Origin of the sequence: Moorena sp. SIO1G6 (genome assembly GCF_010672795.1) — a bacterium.
Lineage (GTDB): Bacteria > Cyanobacteriota > Cyanobacteriia > Cyanobacteriales > Coleofasciculaceae > Moorena > Moorena producens.
Window position 1 is genome coordinate 1 of sequence record NZ_JAAHFZ010000036.1, and the last position, 20,185, is coordinate 20,185.

The window sequence follows — 20,185 nt, forward strand, 5'->3', positions numbered from 1 at the left end:
CTGCTCTAGTATCATGACCACCAACTGCTCCGTTGTCAGTTGCTTGAGTTGGGGGGGAGCTAGTTTTTCGGGTTTCGGTTTTTCGCTCATGCCGTCACCATACCGGATTTCTTGATTTTGTCAACCCTCTCACCTGAATTCTTACGGTTCTAACGGCTATAACTGTAGTTTTATAACTGTAGGTTTAGTCAAAGAGATTTCATCTATTTATCAATTTTATCAAAATAATCAATCAAACATGATGGAGCAGGGTGTTATGACCTACCGCGATCGACTAAGCCCATGGTGTATTATCAAGCCACTTCCTAAAATGCAGCGAATTATTGTCGCTCGCTTTCGTCGCCGAACTGACGCTGAGGCTCATCTACAAGTTCTGCGCCGACTGATGCCTGACATGAAATATATACTCATTTTTGACCGAGACCCGGAGCAAGAGGAAATTAATACACTAAGCGCTAAATTAACAGTATAATAAACAATACAGGTAAGCTATCAGCGAACAGCGATTAGCGCTACGCGCATATGCTTACGAATACAGTCGGATCCCTTGTAGGAGCTTTTAGTGATCAACTTAACCTCTAGCTCAGGTTTTTTTGGAATAGGATTTAACTGTAGTTAACTCAATAGTATAGCCTTGACGCATCGGTTTGGTTGGTCTTTAGAAGAGCGAGATCCAGAAGTAATTAAATCCTATCTGCCCCAGTGGGAATGGTTTTATCGCTACTACTTTCGGGTGAAAACTGATGGCTGGCAGCACATTCCGGACAGTAAGGTGCTGTTGGTTGGTTCCCACAATGGTGGATTAGCTTCCCCTGATATGGTGATGATGATGTATGACTGGTTTCGCCGCTTTGGCACCCAGCGTCCAGTTTATGGTCTGATGCATTCCAATGCCTGGCACATTTATCCAGCCCTGGCGCAGCTAGCGGCAAAGATGGGGGCAATCATGGCTCATCCCCAAATGGCGATCGCTGCTTTTCGTAAGGGAGCTAGTGTCTTAGTCTATCCAGGGGGTGCCCAAGATGTGTTCCGTCCCCATAGCCAGCGTCATCAAATTCAATTGGCTGGACGTAAGGGCTTTATTAAACTGGCACTACGAGAAAAGGTTCCCATTGTTCCGATTATATCCAACGGTGCCCATGATACCCTGATTGTCTTAGGTGACTGCTATGAACAGGCACGACAACTAAACGAGTTGGGGATGCCCTGGTTATTTGGTCTTGACCCACAAGTTTTCCCAATTTATCTCGGTTTGCCTTGGGGATTGGGGATTGGTCCTCTACCCAATATACCCTTGCCCATACCTATTACAACTCGTGTTTGCCCTCCGATTGTTTTTGAGCGTTATGGTCGTGTTGCTGCTCGCGATCAAGATTATGTTAATGCTTGTTACCAGCAAGTTTCTAATCAAATGCAATCGGAGCTAAATCGTTTGGTTGCTGGATTATGAGTAACTGTTCCAATTTTAGGGTTTAATGAGCATAGCATTTAAATTTTAGAGATTGGATTTTTGATTTAATGCTCCCTACAGGAAGCCTTATACCTAATCCAACGTTGTTAATGGTCAATTCTTTCCTTGAATTACCTAGCAACTAGTATTAGTCCTAGGGAGCATTAATCACTCGGTGACTCTTGCTTGGTAGTTATCCCGGCAAACCCTCAAAATTTCCTGGTCACTATCACTAATAGAACTAATTGCTTGATATCCTTCTAGTCCAACGTGGTAAGGATAAGTAATAGCGCTATAGCGATGGTCAAGGCTTAGCCGTTCACCAACTATAGCAATGGGTGAGCGCTGTTCACGGGAAATGGTATGGGACAAAGCGGTTTGGTTGTAGGGATCAATAACCGTCAAATTCATTTGTTTTGAATCTAGGGTGCCGTAAAAACAGCTATACTCTGACTGAGGCATATATACCGCACCAAGCACCTTGCCCTGATTCGCTTCAAATACTAGATATTCTTGACCAATCTGTCCTGGTTGTGAGGATTCACCATAGAGGTAGATGCCATCATCAGGCATTGATGCATTTGGATTCGTTGCTTGAGTGTACGCTCTACCTGTAGTATCAATGGCTTGATCTGGCCGTTGAGGTGCTGCTGTTGCTATAGTTGATGAGGTAGTTACCAATCCTATCGTTAGCAATAGCCTTGTCAGGGGTAGTTTTCTAAGATTTAGCAGTTGACGTGCTGACAAGAACGATCCAGTTAATTGGTTAAGCATCATACTTACCCCCTTTGAAAAAAAAACTGTAAGACACCCTAAGCAAAAATTCTGAGAGTTTAGACCATCAATTGATGAAGCCATAATCAATCAGAAAAAGTTAATTTTTCCTAAACCAGAGTTATGTTGACTCTTAAGGTTATAAACCTATTTAAGCCTAAACTATGCTTTGGTTTGTTCCTTTGTTGATCGGTTTATCAACTGTCACAGTTGGCGCTGGTCATAGCCTGAAATTTTGCTGAAGCTTGACTATCAGCTTTCACCCAGCTATTGGTTGACCCTTGCTCAAGCAATAGCTGGGTGACCTTTTGCTGAAATAGGTGAGTCCAGACTCATCTTTTATTCAACCCTTGGAATAATTTTTCGTCCAGGTTGAGGTAGAAATTGCTTCTTAAATGGCTCTCCCAGGTTTTTTTACCTCCTCACTCTCCCGTTTTGATGTGAAAATTTTGTGAACTTATCGGTGAACTTATACAGTGATGTCAATTTTGCTCTGACTATAGAAATACTCCAAAGGTCAGAACAGAGATTTCGGTGTTTTTTACATTTCTTTACAAAAAAATAAGTGGTAACCGTTTCTGGCTACCACTCATGCTTGGAAGACAGTCAACCATTAGCTAGCTAGCGATGTACTCCCGGAAATTAGCATGGCGACGCCGTAGCTGTGCTAAGGCTTGATGTTCTAACTGGCGTACCCGTTCACGACTGAGGTTAAGTCGCTTACCAACTTTAGCCAGAGACAGCTCTTTGCCATCCTCTAACCCAAAGCGTAGCGCTAGCACTTCCCGCTGTTGGGGGGTAAGTTCTGCTAACAGCAGATTTAGGTCTTGCCGCAAGGACTCCTGAGTGGTGTAGTTAACCGGTGTTAGACCATCATCTTCTAGCAGCTCAGACAGCTCTGTGTCTTGGTTATCTCCGACCCGAACGTCAAGAGAGATGGGCTGACGAGCAATGCTCAAATATTCCCTAATCTGAGCTGGTTCTAAATCCAACTCTTTAGCAATCTCGGTGGGAGTAGCATTGCGACCTAGGGTCTGGGATAGTTCCCGTTGTACTTTCTTAATTTTGTTGAGCTTTTCGGTAATGTGGATAGGCAGCCGAATTGCACGAGCTTGCTGAGCGATCGCACGGGTAATCGCTTGCCGAATCCACCAATAGGCGTAGGTGGAAAACTTGTAGCCCCTGGTTGGGTCAAATTTCTCAACCCCTCGCTCTAAGCCCAAGGTACCTTCCTGGATCAAGTCCAAGAATTCCATGTTGCGCTTTTGATATTTCTTAGCGATCGCTACTACTAGGCGCAGATTCGCTTCAATCATCTTGCGCTTGGCACGAGTACCTTGGTCTATGGCTTTTTTCAGTTCTGCTTCGCTCTTATTAACGTACGAAGCCCACTCTTCAGTTGTCGGTTCGCGCTCTAGCTCCTGTGCCAAGGTGGCTTTTTCCCCTAAGAGTGCCATCATTTGCTGCACTTGCTTACCATAAACAATTTCTTGCTCATGGGTCAGCAGAGGTACGCGACCGATCTCATGAAGATAGGTACGAACCATATCTGCTGAGAAGGTAGGCTTGGTCGGCTTGGTCGGCTTGGTAGTTTTGGTTTTGGTTTTAGAAGTGGGCATGGGTGAGTGGTGACTCCAAAAACAAGCAGTATAGTAGATTCTGTTGCGGATGTTTACTCCATCAAGTAACTACAATCTCTTTCCCTTGAGATTATTGCGCCATGGATTGCCTTACATTTATTACAAGAGGTATTAACCACCTACCTCCTTCGTTAGAAAGAGATTTAAGGGTAACATTGACGCTCTATACTAAGTCAAGTTTTTCTAGGTTTTGTCTGGGGCTTTCCCCAGCTTAGGTACTCCTACAAGTTGACCAGGCTCTAAAGCTCATTACTCTTGAAGCGTGGGTGTTGTACCCGCCACCCAATCGAAGATGTGGGGTTGATGGATTCCAGTTTCATCTGCCGCTGCCCCCCTGTAGCTATATAAGTATCTATACTTGATATATACTTATATATAATATATAAGGTATTTACAGATTGGTCTTACACAGCGTCCGGAGGTTTGGCTGATCGAGCCTTACTCCTGTAGTAGTTTCCTACTAACCTGGCAGCAACCAGCCTCCCGCAGGTGGTTTGAGGTCTTTAGGTTAATCCCCTTTAGTAATGGTTAAATCAGATTAATTCGAAGTCATTATGATTTCAACATAGCTCCATTGTATTACATATTTAGACCCCGGTAAAGGTGAAAAGGTTCAACAATTGTTTGCTTTGACGAAAAAATAGCAATATCATAGGGACAGAGTCAGTAGATTACATTGGTGGGACGACAGGACCTTGGTGGGGCTTAGGAGATTAAGCCTCAGGTACATCCTCCATTAAAATAATCACCCAATAATCAGGAAATAGATAGATACTCCAAAGTGAGATAACCGAACTGATAGGGGTCGTGATGTCTAGACACGCAGCATGAACTGCCACTGGTAATTCAATAATTGGAAGTAATTGGTTGGAGTTGGCTAGGGGGAACTTAGCTAACTATAGAATTAAGAAAGATCCACATCCGACCAACTAGCGCTTAAAGAAAACACTGTGCCACACACGATTGTTACCGATACTTGCCAAGGAATTGCTGATTGCGTTGAATGTTGCCCAGTGGCGTGCATTCATCCAGGACCAGGGAAAAATGCCCTCGGGAGTGACTGGTACTGGATTGACTTTTCTAGCTGCATTGACTGTGGCATTTGTGTCGAAGTCTGTCCAGTGGAGAAAGCTATTATACCAGAAGAGCGACCTGATTTGCAGAAAACGCCATAATTTTTTGTGACCACCCACGCTATTGGTGTGACAACTATCGCAAAGCATTAAGCAGAAAACTTGGGGATTGTGGAGTGTTGAGAAATAGTTCAAAAATTTCTCCCCTACTCCCCTGGTTAACAGAATTAAAACTTAATAAAAACTTAATAGTAAAACTCACTATTAAAACTCGATACCAGGTTGCGCCTTAATCCCCTGTTCTTTTAAAGGATGCTTGACTAAGGTCATCTCTGTGACTAAGTCAGCTCGTTCAATTAGGGCGGCTGGTGCTCCCCTACCGGTTAAGATGACATGGGAATCAGCCGGTTTTTCGTCTAGTCCAGCCAAAACCTGCTCAATGGTTAGATAGTTGAGTTTCAAGGCTATGTTAATCTCATCCAATAGCACTAGCTTAATGTCAGGGTTACGGATAAACCCTAAGGCGGCATCCCAGGCGGATTGGGCTTTTTCGATGTCTCGCTCTCGATCTTGAGTCTCCCAGGTAAAGCCTTCGCCCATGGCATGGAACTCTAATTGAGGGGGATTGTTATCCGTGGCTACTGTCCAGTGCTCTAAGGCAGCTTTTTCTGCTGGTTCCCAAGCACCCTTAATAAATTGTACAATCACAACTCGGTAGCCATGACCAAGGGTACGCAAGACCATGCCTAAGCCAGCGGTGGTCTTACCTTTGCCATTGCCGGTATTAACCACAATCAGCCCTTTTTGTTTGGAGGCTTTAGCTAGGCGTTGTTCCTGTATCTCTTTGCGTCGCTGCATTTTTTGTTGATATTGCGTCCGCGTTAGCCCAGTGCCAGAGGAATCAGGAGTGTTTACCGATTCTACACCTTGGTTGGAATCACTGGCAGACTTGATTGTGGTATTCATGGGTTTATGATCAATTCATTTTGAGCGACTCTTTAGCATACAGCATCAAAGATGCTTATTGCTTATATTGCTATCTCTGCCAACACCAAAAAACTTATGGTATCCCCAAAACAGAGGAGTGCTGCTGATCAAGCTATCCCACACCAGCTGACGCGATCGCATAAAAGTCGTGTGAAAATCCCAAATAAAATCTCCATTGGGGTGCTTTTGGCCTTACTGTCTTGCCTAATTTTGTCGTTTCAGAATATAATCATATATGTAATCTTTAATCAATCTTGGCTCTTTGGTCTACAGAATGTTCAAGTCGGAGGCCTTGCGGCTCCTGGTTTTGGCAACTCCCTACTGGTTCTGTGGCTAAAGATGCTGGTGGTAGTACCGCTAATGGCATTTGTGGCTAGGTTACTCTACCCATCGGTATGGCGAGATATTAGGCATTGTGCTCACTCGGGAGACTTGCCTTTATTTAGCCAGATCGTGGCGAGTAGCTTCTTTTTATTTTTATCCCAAGTGCTATTATACCTATCATTAGGTCTTATTCAACCAGGGGTAGCAATCACGATTTTTTTTATATATCCGATTGTGACGGTAATCTTGACAGGATTGCTGTTTGGTAATCGTACACATCTATTTCCCTGGGATCTATTTAGCCCACATCTAGTTCGTGGTCTAGTCATGGTTGGTGTTGTGGGTGGAGCGTTGCTTATTTCCCTACCTAGTCTTGCAGCTAAGCAGCCCTCTTCTGAATTGGGAGTTCTAGCTGCAGCTGGTGCGGGTTTGACCTTCGCTGTTTACATTATCTTGACCCAAGTCAGTGCTAGAAAGCTCAACCCTATTCCTTATAGCTTTATTAATTTTACATTAATTTTGGTATTTTCTAGCCTGAGCTTATCATTTCCCCTAGATCAATCCTGGCGTTTTTTTGTTGAACCCACCCACAGAATGGCTGTATACCTAAGCTGTCTGGGGTTGGGGGTGATAACGTTAGTGAGCTATCTGGTGCAAAACCTTGCCATCAGGCTCATTGGTGGGCGTCCAGCTTCGATTATCGGGTCAACAGCACCAGTGTTAACTACCGTCTTAGCCGTGGGGATTATTCAACAAGGTTTACGGTTACAGGAAATTATCGGATTGTTTCTGGTAACGTTAGGGGTGGTAACCCTAAGTATGGAAAAATTGCGGCATCAGAGTTGGAAACGATCACAGTAAAGAAAAAATTAAGCGTAATTGGATATTGACCAACGTGGCACAGGTTATTCTGGAAAACGTTTATAAAAGTGTTCCCGCCCGGAAAGGGGATACTGTTGTTGCACCAGTAACAACGGAACCTAAGGTGACAAACAACGAAGAGTCACCAAGCCTTGAAGCAGAAAAGTCTGGACAGACACCTAAAACCCTTAATATCTTGCGGCGCATAAATCTGGAAGTCAACGATGGCGAGTTTATGGTGCTGGTTGGTCCTTCAGGCTGTGGCAAAAGTACTCTATTGCGGATTATTGCTGGACTAGAGGAATTGACTGCGGGCAAAATCTGGGTGGGGAACAGACAAGTTAATGACTTACCACCCAAAGAACGAGACATCGCCATGGTGTTTCAAAATTATGCCCTCTATCCCCATCTGAGTGTCTATGAAAACATTGCGTTTGGACTCAGACGAACTGGCTATGGGCAATTCAACACGGCAGAAGACTCTAATGGGAACTCTAAGAGTGTGCATTGGGGAAAGAATATGCCACCGCAAATCAAGCAAGGGCTTGTGGCTACAGGCATGTTGAATGGGGAAGTTCGCTCGAATCTGGAAAATGTGTTAACCACAATGACGCGATCGCTTCCTCGGGAACTGCGATACCTCTCCGAACGAGAGAAAAAGATTGATCAGCAGGTTCGCAAAGTAGCTAAGTTGCTACAAGTAGAACACTTGCTGAATCGATTGCCAAAGCAGCTGTCTGGGGGACAAAAACAACGGATTGCTCTGGGACGGGCAATTTCCCGTAATCCCCAGGTGTTTTTAATGGATGAACCCCTATCTAATTTGGATGCTAAACTCCGGGCAGAGACTCGCAGCCAAATTGTGAAACTACAGCGGCAGTTGGGTACAACTACGATCTACGTCACCCACGACCAAACCGAAGCCATGACTATGGGGGATCGGATCGCGGTGATGAAAGACGGTCGCATCCAACAGATTGCTGCCCCTCTAGAAATATATAATCAACCTGCTAACCGGTTTGTGGCGGAATTCATTGGTTCACCACCGATGAATTTTATCCCGGTTCAGGTGAAAGCCCCTCGGGTAGTGTGTAATTCTGATTTCCGCCTGACTCTTCCAGAAGTTTGGGAACCGATACTGCACCAGTATGATGGTCAATCCTTAACCTTAGGAGTTCGTCCTGAACATATGAGTATCAGTGCTCCTGCTCCCAAAAACTTGATGGTGACCGTTGATCTAGTGGAAGCCTTAGGTAACGAGACTTATCTATCCGTGAGTATCCCTGAAGACTCTAGCCCTCTTCAGGTCAGAGTGCCACCAGATAAAATTGTCAGAATAGGTGACGAAATTTGGCTGTCCATAGACCCAGAGAAGATTCATTTATTTAACCCCCATGATGGGATGGCGATTACTAAGTCCTCTATTAGCTAATTCGTAAGTTCCGTAGGGTGCGTTAGGGACGAGGGATCCCTGATTTTCTCGGTAGCCAGTGTTAGCACAATCCGTCCCGTAACGCACCACCCAAAGGGCTGACTGCTAGACTTTCCCTCAGTTTTCGCAAACTTCTGGTCTCTAAGGCAGAGAAATTGATGTAAACAGGATTATAAATTTAATCACGGATTTTGATCCCCCTAAATCCCCCTTAGTAAGGGGGACTTTTGCATTGATGCAAACAGGATCATAAATTTAATCGCCGATTTTGATCCCCCTAAATCCCCCTTAGTAAGGGGGACTTTTGCATTGATGCAAACAGGATCATAAATTTAATCGCCGATTTTGATCCCCCTAAATCCCCCTTAGTAAGGGGGACTTTTGCGTGGAATTTTATCCTTTGTTCAGAGGGAATTTTGCTTGGAATTCTCTCCTGTTCTGACGACTCCCGACTCCCGATTCCCGATTCCCGACTCCCGACTCCCGACTCCCGATTCCCGATTCCCGATTCCCGATTCCCGATTCCCGATTCCCGACTCCCGATTCCCGATTCCCGATTCCCGATTCCCTCAAAAATTTTTTACAAAACTTTTCAAAATATGCTATAATCTAATATTTTTTGTGCTACAATAAAATAGTCCACTTTAAAATAAACGGTAAGAGCCAGCCTAACGATCTTCCTTGGGCGAAGGCTGGCTCTGGCTCCCACTTAAAGGAGATACACTCATTATGTACTATGGTCGAAGCCTATACCCATGGGTACTGGTGAGGCTATTGCCACCCATGCCACCAGTGGTTTTCGCTCGGTTTGACAAACTTTGTGATGCCAAAAGCTATGTGCAGGCTCTGAAGCGGCTCATGCCTGATGCTAAGTTCCTAATTTTTTTGGATATCAGTCTCCTAGTCTAAGCCTTGGTAATTCCCGGTAATTTCTGGAATTGCCAACTAGGATGCAGATTGAGGATTTACTTCCTACGTTGTTTTGATCATGATACCCGGGGGTGACCTCCAGCTCCCGGCTCTATCGCTAGCTATTAAGACGAAGGCAAACGTGTAGTTAGCTCAACAAGTCATTACAACATTATCGTTCGCGCAAGCGTGTGCGAAGCACTTGGAACACATCACCGATTTTGAGGCATTTAACGATGCAAAATTATGTATTTGTAATAGACACAAACAAGCAACCACTAAACCCGATATCCCCAAAGAAAGCTCGCCGATTATTAGATAAAGGCAAGGCGGCTGTTTTTAGAATGTACCCTTTTACCATTATTTTAAAAACTGCAATCAATAATCCAACCATCTCACCGTGTCAAATTAAGATTGACCCTGGTAGTAAGGTAACTGGATTCGCTTTAGTCCAAAACAATCAGATCCTCTGGGGAATGGAATTAGAGCACAGAGGAGGATTAATCAAGAAAAAACTAGAGTCTAGAAAAGCTGTAAGACGCGGAAGGCGTAATCGCAACACCCGCTACAGAAAACCCAGATTCCTTAACCGTAGACGTCCACCTGGCTGGCTTACTCCTAGCTTAGATCACAGGATTTTGACTATTGGGACCTGGGTAAAACGATTAATAAAGTTTTGCCCGGTCAATGAAATTTGGGTCGAAAAAGTTAAGTTTGACACCCAAAAAATGCAGAACCCTGAAATCAATGGTGTTGAGTATCAGCAAGGTGAACTAGCTGGATATGAGGTTAGAGAGTACTTGCTAGAGAAATGGGGAAGGGAATGCACTTACTGTGGCCAGCAAAATGTCCCCTTACAGATAGAGCATATTTCACCAAAGTCATTTGGTGGGAGTAATCGAGTTAGCAACCTTTGTCTAGCTTGTGAAAAATGTAATCAACGAAAAGGGAATAAGCCCATAGAGGAATTTCTAAAAAAGAAACCGAGTTTACTTCAAAAGATAAAATCTAAGGCCAAACAGCCATTAAAAGATGCAGCAGCAGTAAATACGACTCGCAACAAATTAGTCAAAGTACTCCAAAAAATCAAGCCTGTAGTCACTGGGACGGGTGCGCAAACTAAATACAACCGGACTAAGCTGGGATTTCCTAAGGAGCATTGGATTGATGCCGCTTGTGTCGGAGATATTGAAGCTTTGCAGTTAAGGACAAATCAGCCACTGCTAGTTACTTGTAAGGGTCAAGGAGGTAGGCAAAAAGCAGCGCTTAACAAGTACGGCTATCCCATTAGATTGGGTAAATCGGCAAGATTACTCTCGCTTCGTCCCCTTGGCACCGTGCGAACAAGTCTCCAAGTACACGGCGCGACCAATTCCAATTAACTCACTTTTCATTGCTACTTATTTCTCCTTCTTCTTAGTTTTGTTCCTTTTGGTTTTTGTACTAGTTTGGGAGGGGTTTTTAATCCTGTCTTTCAGTTTTTTCTGTATGTCAGGATTAGTAGCACCCAAGGCGTGTATGGATTTATGGCATTCTTCGTGGACATAGACTAGATTACCTAGTTTGTCTTGTCCTCCAAGGTGCTTCGGTGTTATATGATGGAGATGTATATTTTCCATTCCTAAGGGTTGGTTACAAAAAGGGCAGGTGTATTCCTGTCTTTTTGCTATTTTGTCCCTACCTGAAGATAACCTACTCTTGATTGTCTTCTCACTCTGTTTCACTTTTCTTTTTTCCCAGTATTGTTTCATCTTTGGGTCATCTGGGCTGTTTTTATGTTGCACTAGAGTGTGTCTTTGAATAGGAATCCAGGATAATTTCTGCATATATGCATTATCTAGGGATTTTTCACCGAATACCCAATTATCATTTCTTCCAGGACATAGCTTGCCAAAGTATTTTTGGCTTATCCATTTTCCTGATTTCTTATGATGTTTCCGTTTTGCCCATCTCAAACATTTCCAATGTATGTAGCCATCCATTTTTCCGAATGTTTCTTTTGCTGCTACACCACTGTGGTAGTTTCCCCATCCTCTGATTTTTGAGTTTAGTTTTCCTACCACGGTTTTGGCAGACCCCCCTTTCAGTTTTTGAAAGGTTTCTTTTATTTCATTGCGGAATTTTTGTATGTTCTTCTTGGAAGGTTTGATTAGTGTTACCATCCCAGATTTTCGAGCAGAGGTTGGATATTTTCTGAAATTCCATCCGAGGAAGTCGAATCCTTCTTTCAGGTTTCGTATCTTGGTCTTTTCTTCCGAGAGGGTTAATCCTTTTTTGGTCAACCATTTTTTTATGATTGCCTTAGCTTCTTCCGCATCTTCTTTGCTTTCGGTTAAGACCACAAAGTCATCGGCAAAGCGGATGAATGTCCTTTTGGTCGTATTATTCCAATATCCTCCCGCTTCTTTCCTGATATCCTTCCTCCATTTGTACACTATTCCTAATTCCTCTTCCATACCGTGTAATGCGATATTGGCCAATAGAGGGCTTATTATCCCTCCTTGTGGTGTTCCGGATTCAGTTTCATAGAATGTTTTGTTATCTATGTATCCTGCTTTTAACCATTCTTCCACTTTTTTCTTGGCTGGAAATTGTTTGAGGTTTTCCATCAGTGGTTTGTGGGCAATATTGTCGAAACATCCAGAGATGTCTGCATCTAGTACCCACCATTTTCTATTCTTTTCACCCTTGATATTGTCGAATATCCTTTGTCTTGCGTCATGGGTACTTCGTCCTGGTCTAAATCCATATGAGGTGGATTCAAACATTGCTTCCCATTGAGGCTCTAGTGCATTTTTGACGATGTTTTGTGTACATCTGTCTCTCATGCTAGGTATTCCTAGGGGTCTTCTTTTTCCATTGGATTTAGGAATATATACTCTTCTGGTAGGTTTGGGCTTCCAAACTTCGTCACTCATAAGAGTATCGACCAACTCTCCTCTAGAGTGTGGGGTTAATTTAGCTATATTATCCACTCCAGGGGTGTTTTTACCTTTGTTGAGTTGTGAAGCTTGTCTTACGGATATGAGTACATTGGAGTAACTACGGAGCATTAATCTCTGTAGTTTGTTTACCTTTTTCCAGTCGCCTGCGCGAGTCGCTCGGAATATTCTACGTCTTAGTTTCCTGACTTCCTTATAGGCTTTTGTCCATTTTATGGAGTGCCAGTCGGTTGTTTGTTTTGTTACGATACCGTCCCTTTTAGGAGACGATTCCATCTTTTCCATTACAATATAGGAGTAATAACGTTTTTGTTCCTTCGCTTGGAATTAGCTCTGAAATTCAGCACTTTTTCAAGTGAGGGATTTCCCTCTATCCAACCGGTTATACCCTTGGGGTTTTCCCGTTGACTTTCGTCTGTTGGCTTTGGCTTGGTTCAGACTTCTACCGGACTGAGAGTTATACCTCTTCTTACGATTTGGCTACCTAAATCAATCGACCTAGATTTAGGACTCAATCTCGGCTTACCCGGTTACGCACAAAGAAGTTGCGAGTTGAAGGTTGCCGTCTCTACGCCGAGTCCGTGGGGTACTTATTGGTTATCTGTCATGTACCAGATTAACCCAGGAGCTTCTGTTTCCATTACCGCTTTATCAGAAACATCAATAGTTACGACGCTTACAACGATTTCTTATCGTCAACCTTGTCACTCTTTCCCTAACGCCCATAGGTTGTACGGTATTCACCATCTGGTTACGCATTACCCTCTAGCTGTGAGATAGAACGATTCGGGATATTCTTAGCATTTATTGCCATAAATTCCATCTCGTTATACCCCTTTGGGTGGGAACTTGACCTGTACCCTGGTCTTTTTGGGAAAGGGTTCTAGCCTTTCCTCTCCTTTGAGCGCCTTCATCGGTCGCCCACACAATCCATTAAGACCGATTGGCCGTAGGCCACGCTGCGCGAACAAAGGCTGGACTACTGGAGATATAGCCAAACATCAGAAGTTAGGGATAGGCAAAGTAACTCCTAGAAGTAAAGGAAGCTTTGGATTTACCCCGTTAGGGATCAAGGGTTACAAGAGTTGCAAGCCTCAAGACCTATCGGCAGTTCATCGAAAAGATGGATACACTTACAGCTTTTGCTAGTATCTACCGGATTCTACCGGGGAATGGTCGTCCTAGACATTCCTGCCAATGGATCAACAAGAATAGGTAGTTAAGGAATGAATAGGAGTAGAGTGGGCAGGATGCCCGCTCGAAAATAGGCGTTGCTCAATTAACGAATGAATAAAAGTAAAGTGGGCAGGATGCCCGCTCGAAAATATATTGAAACTGGCAAGATGCCAGTTCTACGCAAGATGCCAGTTCTACCAAGATGCCAGTTCTACCAAGATGCCAGTTCCAGAAAACTCTTAAAATCATTCCATTCCACGAGCAACGCTCGAAAATAAGGAGGAAACTGGCAAGATGCCAGTTCTACCCAAGATGCCAGTTCTACCCAAGATGCCAGTTCTACCCAAGATGCCAGTTCTACCCAAGATGCCAGTTCTACCCAAGATGCCCGTTCTAGGCAAGATGCCAGTTCCACAAAACTTTTAAAATCATTCCATTATTAACCCCCACACTAGGTTGTCGCAAAGTGCTCCCGCAGCAAATCGTGGATGAATCGATAGCGTCCACCCACTTGCTTGATCAAGCGGCGTTCTGTGGCATAGCTCAGGAAATGGGCGTAATCCCAGGGGATTGAACCACTGCGCCAGAGAATCAGGCGGAGGACGAAGTGCTGAATGACTGGTATGCCAGCAACTAAAAAGCCAAATAACATTGCCATCCCAGAAGCACAAATTAACATGCTGACTGGTTCAATATTCTGTGGCGAAACTAAAGTAAGTAATACAAGCGACAATAAAGTTACAGTAAAAATAATTATACTAATAATAACGGTATTTTTAGCAGATTCTTTAATCCCCTGATTTGGTTTATTTCTGGTTTTTACTTCTTCTTCTCTCAGCTGTAAAAGGCTTCCAAGCAACACCAAAATCAGCAAAATAATCAGCAAAATAATCAGCACTTCATTCAGCACTTCAATCCGCCCGTAAATCAGCAAAATAAGCCAAAAAGATAGCCCTGAAAATATAAATAATTTAATCAGACTTTCAGTATGTTCAGTCATCAATTTAATTATTTTTTTTATTTCTTCCCATGAAAATATAATAGTTTCGTAAAGCTTTATTTTATCATTACGCAGCCCAAAAAGCCGCCCATAAGCCAGCCCCATAATTATCCCAAAAATTATCCCAAAAAGCAGCCCATAAGCCAGCACACCAATTATCCCAATAATTATCCCAAAAATTATTACTAAAATTATTACTAAAATCAGCTTATACAACCTATTTTCTATGGAACTATTCAACATATCAGGCTGCATTTTCTCAATTAAAAACTCGGTTTGTTTTCGCTCCTTCAATTGTTTAGCAAGCCAGCCTAACCAGCGCCTTGTTTCCTCTTCCGAATAACCTCGACGGTCATGGTTTTCCTCTAGTTTACGGTCAATGTAAGCCTCAAATAACTTTTGACGGCATTCGTTCTGATAGTCTTCCTTTGCCTTAGGATCCTTAAAATTTATCCCTAGAAAATGTCTTCCTACTCGCTTCAAGCCATCGGGATAAGTACGGCAAATTAAATGTAAGAATAAGGGCATTCTAGCTAACTCTAGCAATCCCTCTGAATCTTGCTTAATTCCTGGCCAGAGGCGACCCTTGAACCCGTTTAAATAAGCTTCTAAATAAGCTTCAATCTGCTCATCGCTCAAAGGTTGCAAACAGACTGCTCCCCGCATATCCTGAATTTGCTTATCGGCTTCGTACTCTTCTTTACGACAGCAAACCACAATTTGAGGAACGTGTTTGACAAACTGATTTAATTGCTGAACACATAACTTCTGCCGCTCTAAACCCAACTCATCCAAACCATCCAGAAGAGGTAACAACTGACCGGTATTAATCCACTCCTGAGTAATGGCTTCGGGGAGATTATAACGAAACTTTAAATGAGCTGCTAACCATTGATCAATCGGCTGCTTATTATCTTTCCAATCAGAAAGTTCAGCTATAATTGGAATAGGTTGGTCTGGCTGCTGCTGAGCACGTGTAATTAAATCTTTCGCCAAATCCAACAGCATGGTGGTTTTTCCGGAACCAGGCGCACCGAGAATCAACAGTTTTCCAGCAATATCATCTTGGTTAAATACCTCAATAACCTTTTGACCTGCTTCAGACTCCTTAGTTACTCGAAAGAACTTGAGCAACCCTTCCCACAATGAACGAGAATTGCTAGGATTGACAGTAATTTTCTCTGGGCGACCCACTTGCTCCCTTTGGTCTGCCATTACCAACTTAATCAAGTTGTCATTGTGCAGGGAGTCATCAAGGCGTATGTTAACCTCAGCTGCCATTGCTCCCAGCAAGTCCTTCCGCCATCGCTGTAAATTTGCCTTTGGAATTTTTCTAGATATTGTAGTTTTTAACAAATACCCAATTGTCGGTAGGGCAAATAAGTAACCAATACCTAAAATCCAGTAGACTTGTTGGAACCACTGGGGATTCTGTTCTGCTGATGGTTTAAAAACTAAATGTCCTCCTACAGCACCTAAGACTCCATAGATTGTGCATAGAGCAATTACTATAATTTTGCGAAGGCGAGTGTTTTGCTCCTCAAAGCGATTGATCAAAAGTCCGACAATACAGGTAAATATTCCTAGTAATACCAATAGTAGTAGTTTAAGGACGTTGGGATTGGTCAGAAGTTCAGCAAGGTTCATGTCTGAAGGGATGCATCTCAAAGTTGTAAATCTATAACGAAGGCGATGGAGCGCGGTATTGGGGGTTTACCCCACTCGCTATTGCCGTCGTTTACCCCACTCGCTATTGCATCAAGATAGTCAGATGCACCCTGTCTAAAGCGAGCACTGTTTGATGATTTTATGATAGTTTAACGAATTGGCGTCTATACAACCAAGGAACAATTAAATATTCTACGCAGTTTGATAAAACAGGAAAGTGTGGAGATTGTGGTAAGTGGGGGGAGTGCGATCGCTTTCTAGATATAGATGGTGCGTTACATTTCACCGCGAAGCACCCTACAAGAGCGATCGCACTTGGGGGGATTCCATAAAAGTCTGCCAATGGATCAAGAAGAATAGGGAGTGTGGGAAGTGTGGAAAGTTTGGTGAGATCGGGGCGATCGATATACTTAATTACAAGCGATGCAGCGCGGTCTTGGGGAGGCAGCGCGGTCTTGGGGAGGCAGCGCGGTCTTGGGGGTTCCCCCCACTCGCTATTGCCGTGGTTTCCCCCATGAGCGACTGCATCAAGACAAGGTGACATGCTCCCACACTCTCCACACTAGGTTGTGGCAAAGTGCTCTCGCAGCAAATCGTGGATGAATCGATAGCGTCCACCCACTTGCTTGATCAGGCGGCGTTCTGTGGCATAGCTCAGGAAATGGGCGTAATCCCAGGGGATTGAACCACTGCGCCAGAGAATCAGGCGGAGGACGAAATGCTGAATGACTGGTATGCCAGCAAGTAAAAAGCCAAATAACATTGCTAGCCCAGAAGCACAAATTAACATGCTGACTGGTTCAATATTCTGTGGCGAAACTAAAGTAAGTAATACAAGCGACAATAAAGTTAGAGTAAAAATAATTATACTAATAATAACGGTATTTTTAGCAGATTCTTTAATCCCCTGATTTGGTTTATTTCTGGTTTTTACTTCTTCTTCTCTCAGCTGTAAAAGGCTTCCAAGCAACACCAAAATCAGCAAAATAATCAGCAAAATAATCAGCACTTCATTCAGCACTTCAATCCGCCCGTAAATCAGCAAAATAAGCCAAAAAGATAGCCCTGAAAATATAAATAATTTAATCAGACTTTCAGTATGTTCAGTCATCAATTTAATTATTTTTTTTATTTCTTCCCATGAAAATATAATAGTTTCGTAAAGCTTTATTTTATCATTACGCAGCCCAAAAAGCCGCCCATAAGCCAGCCCCATAATTATCCCAAAAAGCAGCCCATAAGCCAGCCCAATAATTATCCCAAAAATTATTACTAAAATTATTACTAAAATCAGCTTATACAACCTATTTTCTATGGAACTATTCAACATATCAGGCTGCATTTTCTCAATCAAAAACTCGGTTTGTTTTTGATCCTTCAATTGTTTAGCAAGCCAGCCTAACCAGCGCCTGGTCTCCTCTTCCGAATAACCTCGACGGTCATGGTTTTCCTCTAGTTTACGGTCAATGTAAGCCTCAAATAACTTTTGACGGCATTCGTTCTGATAGTCTTCCTTAGCCTTAGGATCCTTAAAATGTATCCCTAGAACATGTCTTCCTACTCGCTTCAAGCCATCGGGATAAGCAACGGGAATCAAATGTAATAGTAAGGGCATTCTTGCTAACTCTAGCAACCCATCTGAATCTTGCTGAATTCCTTCCCAGGGGCGATCCTTGAACCCCTTTAAATAATCTTCAATCTGCTCATTGGTCAAAGGTTGCAGACAGACTGCTCCCCGCATCTCCAGAATTTGCTCACCGGCTTCGTACTCTTCTTCACGACAGCAGACCACAATTTGAGGAACATCTTTGAGAAACTGATTTAATTGCTGAACACATAACTTCTGCCGCTCTAAGCCCAACTCATCCAAACCATCCAGAAGAGGTAACAACTTACCGGTGGTAATCCACTCTTGAGTAATGGCTTCGGGGAGATTATAACGAAACTTTAAATTAGCTGCTAACCATTCAGCAATGGGCTGCTTATTATCTTTCCAATCAGAAAGTTCAGCTATAATTGGAATAGGTTGGTCTGGCTGCTGCTGAGCACGTGTAATTAAATCTTTCGCCAAATCCAACAGCATGGTCGTTTTTCCAGAACCAGGCGCACCAAGAATCAACAGTTTTCCGGCAATATCCTGTTGGTTAAATACCTCAATAACCTTTTGACCTGCTTCAGACTCCGTAGTTACTCGACGAAACTTGCGCCACGGTTTCCACAATGGAGGAGAATTGCTAGGATTAACGGTAATTTTTTCTGGGCGACCCACTTGCTCCCTTTGGTCTTCCATTACCAACTTAATCAAGTGGTGATTGTGCAGGGAGTCATCAAGGCGTATGTTAACCTCAGCTGCCATTGCTCCCAGCAAGTCCTTCCGCCATCGCTGTAAATTTGCCTTTGGAATTTTTCTAGATATTGTAGTTTTTAACAAATACCCAATTGTCGGTAGGGCAAATAAGTAACCAATACCTAAAATCCAGTAGACTTGTTGGAACCAGTCGTTATCCTGTTCTGCTGATTTTTGAGAAACTAAATTTTCTGCTTCATGAGCTAAGAATCCATAAACTATTACGCATACAGCAATTACTATAATTTTGCTAAAGAGAGTTTTTTGCTGGTCAAAGCGATTGATCAAAAGTCCGACAATACAGGTAAGTAGTCCTAGTAGTAACTGGAGTAGTCTTTGAAGGACGTTGGGATTGGTCAGATATTCAGCAAGGTTCATCTCTGAAACAACCTCTGTTTTATTACTCTATGAAATTTTAACGAATTGCTATCGATATAGCCAAGTAAAAATCAAATAGTGCGATCGCTTTCTAGCTATAGATGGTGCGTTACATTTCACCGCGAAGCACCCTACGCACTCACGCCAACAGCTATCAGCTATCACCATCATCGAGCAATTGTTGAGGATTTTCTAGTTCCAAGATGTCTTCTCGATTGACAACTTCATCACTAATTTCAAGGATAGAATCTGCTGAGGAAAGCTTGTTGTTGAGCAGATTTTTAATTTCTGTTTCACCCATAGACATTCCTTCCTCAAAGAACCGTTGACTGCTATTGGTACTATCAACAAAGAAGCCACGTGACTGTTGGGGCAATTTGAAGTCAGAGGGCAATGACTGAGCCTGGACATTAGAGACGATGCCAGCAGTTAAGGCTAGGGCTGTCAAGGCTAGGCTTGTCTGTTTCCCAAAGCTGGGAAGGATCTTAGTTAGGGTCGGTTTCATGATGTGACATTAATTTTGTGCACCTACTTAAAAATCCAAGTATTTGGCTAGCCATTCCGGAATCTAGTTATAAAAATACAAATTCAAGTAGGGTGGGCAAAGTTCTCTGATTAAAGTAGGGTGGGCAAAGTAAGATTATCTATAAGAGTAATTTGAACGCAACGGTTTTTGCCCACCCTACAACTACAACTACTAGGGTGGGCAAAGTAAGATTATCTAGAAGACTCAAAAGAACGAAACGGTTTTTGCCCACCCTACAACTACAACTAGTAGGGTGGGCAAAGTAAGATTATCTAGAAGACTCAAAAGAACGAAACGGTTTTTGCCCACCCTACAACTACAACTAGTAGGGTGGGCAAAGTAAGATTATCTAGAAGACTCAAAAGAACGAAACGGTTTTTGCCCACCCTAGAACTACAACTAGTAGGGTGGGCAAAGTAAGATTATCTAGAAGACTCAAAAGAACGAAACGGTTTTTGCCCACCCTAGAACTACAACTAGTAGGGTGGGCAAAGTAAGATTATCTATAAGAGTAATTTGAACGCAACGGTTTTTGCCCACCCTAGAACTACAACTACTAGGGTGGGCAAAGTAAGATTATCTAGAAGACTCAAAAGAACGAAACGGTTTTTGCCCACCCTACAACTACAACTAGTAGGGTGGGCAAAGTAAGATTATCTAGAAGACTCAAAAGAACGAAACGGTTTTTGCCCACCCTA

Annotated in this window: 17 protein-coding genes; 8 read left to right on the forward strand and 9 right to left on the reverse strand. The window is 43.1% G+C overall.

Going from position 1 to position 20,185, the window contains the following annotated elements; genetic code table 11:
- The first annotated feature begins 241 nt into the window (after positions 1–241).
- The gene (locus tag F6K63_RS25750) at positions 242–472 is read left to right on the forward strand and encodes a hypothetical protein (RefSeq protein WP_008185999.1); all 231 of its coding nucleotides are present in this window, start codon (positions 242–244) and stop codon (positions 470–472) included.
- 162 nt (positions 473–634) lie between these two features.
- On the forward strand, positions 635–1,450 hold the full coding sequence (locus F6K63_RS25755) for a lysophospholipid acyltransferase family protein (protein ID WP_008186000.1): 816 nt from the start codon (positions 635–637) through the stop codon (positions 1,448–1,450).
- Between the two features lie 168 nt (positions 1,451–1,618).
- Here the strand turns inward: F6K63_RS25755 and F6K63_RS25760 are convergent, their stop codons facing one another.
- Together F6K63_RS25760 and F6K63_RS25765 are read right to left on the reverse strand one after the other, a co-directional pair.
- Positions 1,619–2,227 (reverse strand): hypothetical protein, encoded by a 609-nt coding sequence (locus F6K63_RS25760; RefSeq protein WP_008186002.1) that lies wholly within the window; start codon positions 2,225–2,227, stop codon positions 1,619–1,621.
- A 614-nt stretch (positions 2,228–2,841) separates the two neighbouring features.
- The gene (locus F6K63_RS25765) at positions 2,842–3,843 is read right to left on the reverse strand and encodes an RNA polymerase sigma factor, RpoD/SigA family (RefSeq protein ID WP_008186003.1); all 1,002 of its coding nucleotides are present in this window, start codon (positions 3,841–3,843) and stop codon (positions 2,842–2,844) included.
- A gap of 971 nt (positions 3,844–4,814) precedes the next feature.
- Between F6K63_RS25765 and F6K63_RS25770 the strand changes: the two genes are divergently transcribed.
- Positions 4,815–5,039: a ferredoxin family protein gene (locus tag F6K63_RS25770; RefSeq protein WP_071986901.1), complete on the forward strand. Its 225-nt coding sequence runs from the start codon at positions 4,815–4,817 to the stop codon at positions 5,037–5,039.
- A 162-nt stretch (positions 5,040–5,201) separates the two neighbouring features.
- On the opposite strand, the gene cobO is transcribed toward F6K63_RS25770, so the two are convergent.
- Positions 5,202–5,903: a cob(I)yrinic acid a,c-diamide adenosyltransferase gene (gene cobO, locus F6K63_RS25775; protein WP_287265831.1), complete on the reverse strand. Its 702-nt coding sequence runs from the start codon at positions 5,901–5,903 to the stop codon at positions 5,202–5,204.
- A 51-nt stretch (positions 5,904–5,954) separates the two neighbouring features.
- Between cobO and F6K63_RS25780 the strand changes: the two genes are divergently transcribed.
- The 5 genes from F6K63_RS25780 (at position 5,955) to iscB (ending at position 10,832) form a co-directional block, all read left to right on the forward strand.
- Positions 5,955–7,109 (forward strand): DMT family transporter, encoded by a 1,155-nt coding sequence (locus F6K63_RS25780; protein ID WP_287265833.1) that lies wholly within the window; start codon positions 5,955–5,957, stop codon positions 7,107–7,109.
- 34 nt (positions 7,110–7,143) lie between these two features.
- Positions 7,144–8,541 carry an ABC transporter ATP-binding protein gene (locus tag F6K63_RS25785; protein ID WP_287313471.1) on the forward strand — a complete coding sequence of 466 codons (1,398 nt, stop codon included), beginning with the start codon at positions 7,144–7,146 and terminating at the stop codon, positions 8,539–8,541.
- Between the two features lie 416 nt (positions 8,542–8,957).
- The gene (locus F6K63_RS25790; protein ID WP_287313472.1) at positions 8,958–9,149 is read left to right on the forward strand and encodes a hypothetical protein; all 192 of its coding nucleotides are present in this window, start codon (positions 8,958–8,960) and stop codon (positions 9,147–9,149) included.
- Between the two features lie 121 nt (positions 9,150–9,270).
- Complete coding sequence (locus tag F6K63_RS25795) at positions 9,271–9,450, forward strand: hypothetical protein (protein WP_287313473.1); 180 nt, start codon at positions 9,271–9,273, stop codon at positions 9,448–9,450.
- Positions 9,451–9,686: 236 nt separating this feature from the next.
- Positions 9,687–10,832 carry an RNA-guided endonuclease IscB gene (gene iscB, locus F6K63_RS25800; RefSeq protein WP_287313474.1) on the forward strand — a complete coding sequence of 382 codons (1,146 nt, stop codon included), beginning with the start codon at positions 9,687–9,689 and terminating at the stop codon, positions 10,830–10,832.
- Between the two features lie 18 nt (positions 10,833–10,850).
- On the opposite strand, the gene ltrA is transcribed toward iscB, so the two are convergent.
- From ltrA to F6K63_RS25830, 6 genes are all read right to left on the reverse strand, one after another.
- Positions 10,851–12,677: a group II intron reverse transcriptase/maturase gene (gene ltrA, locus F6K63_RS25805; protein WP_287313475.1), complete on the reverse strand. Its 1,827-nt coding sequence runs from the start codon at positions 12,675–12,677 to the stop codon at positions 10,851–10,853.
- 1,102 nt (positions 12,678–13,779) lie between these two features.
- The gene (locus F6K63_RS25810; protein WP_287313476.1) at positions 13,780–13,983 is read right to left on the reverse strand and encodes a hypothetical protein; all 204 of its coding nucleotides are present in this window, start codon (positions 13,981–13,983) and stop codon (positions 13,780–13,782) included.
- Positions 13,984–14,019: 36 nt separating this feature from the next.
- Complete coding sequence (locus F6K63_RS25815) at positions 14,020–16,215, reverse strand: NACHT domain-containing protein (protein WP_287313477.1); 2,196 nt, start codon at positions 16,213–16,215, stop codon at positions 14,020–14,022.
- 160 nt (positions 16,216–16,375) lie between these two features.
- Positions 16,376–16,780, reverse strand: a complete 405-nt coding sequence (locus tag F6K63_RS25820; RefSeq protein WP_287313478.1) for a hypothetical protein — start codon at positions 16,778–16,780, stop codon at positions 16,376–16,378.
- An 18-nt stretch (positions 16,781–16,798) separates the two neighbouring features.
- Positions 16,799–18,961 carry an NACHT domain-containing protein gene (locus F6K63_RS25825; RefSeq protein WP_287313479.1) on the reverse strand — a complete coding sequence of 721 codons (2,163 nt, stop codon included), beginning with the start codon at positions 18,959–18,961 and terminating at the stop codon, positions 16,799–16,801.
- 154 nt (positions 18,962–19,115) lie between these two features.
- Complete coding sequence (locus F6K63_RS25830) at positions 19,116–19,466, reverse strand: hypothetical protein (protein ID WP_287313480.1); 351 nt, start codon at positions 19,464–19,466, stop codon at positions 19,116–19,118.
- Positions 19,467–20,185: the final 719 nt, after the last annotated feature.

Coding starts and splice junctions, on each gene's coding strand:
- F6K63_RS25750 (WP_008185999.1), top strand. CDS start 242: ATGGAGCAGGGTGTTATGACCTACCGCGATCGACTAAGCCCATGGTGT.
- F6K63_RS25760 (WP_008186002.1), bottom strand. CDS start 2,227: ATGATGCTTAACCAATTAACTGGATCGTTCTTGTCAGCACGTCAACTG.
- F6K63_RS25765 (WP_008186003.1), bottom strand. CDS start 3,843: ATGCCCACTTCTAAAACCAAAACCAAAACTACCAAGCCGACCAAGCCG.
- cobO (WP_287265831.1), bottom strand. CDS start 5,903: ATGAATACCACAATCAAGTCTGCCAGTGATTCCAACCAAGGTGTAGAA.
- F6K63_RS25780 (WP_287265833.1), top strand. CDS start 5,955: ATGCTTATTGCTTATATTGCTATCTCTGCCAACACCAAAAAACTTATG.
- F6K63_RS25795 (WP_287313473.1), top strand. CDS start 9,271: ATGTACTATGGTCGAAGCCTATACCCATGGGTACTGGTGAGGCTATTG.
- iscB (WP_287313474.1), top strand. CDS start 9,687: ATGCAAAATTATGTATTTGTAATAGACACAAACAAGCAACCACTAAAC.
- ltrA (WP_287313475.1), bottom strand. CDS start 12,677: ATGGAAAAGATGGAATCGTCTCCTAAAAGGGACGGTATCGTAACAAAA.
- F6K63_RS25815 (WP_287313477.1), bottom strand. CDS start 16,215: ATGAACCTTGCTGAACTTCTGACCAATCCCAACGTCCTTAAACTACTA.
- F6K63_RS25820 (WP_287313478.1), bottom strand. CDS start 16,780: ATGTCACCTTGTCTTGATGCAGTCGCTCATGGGGGAAACCACGGCAAT.
- F6K63_RS25825 (WP_287313479.1), bottom strand. CDS start 18,961: ATGAACCTTGCTGAATATCTGACCAATCCCAACGTCCTTCAAAGACTA.
- F6K63_RS25830 (WP_287313480.1), bottom strand. CDS start 19,466: ATGAAACCGACCCTAACTAAGATCCTTCCCAGCTTTGGGAAACAGACA.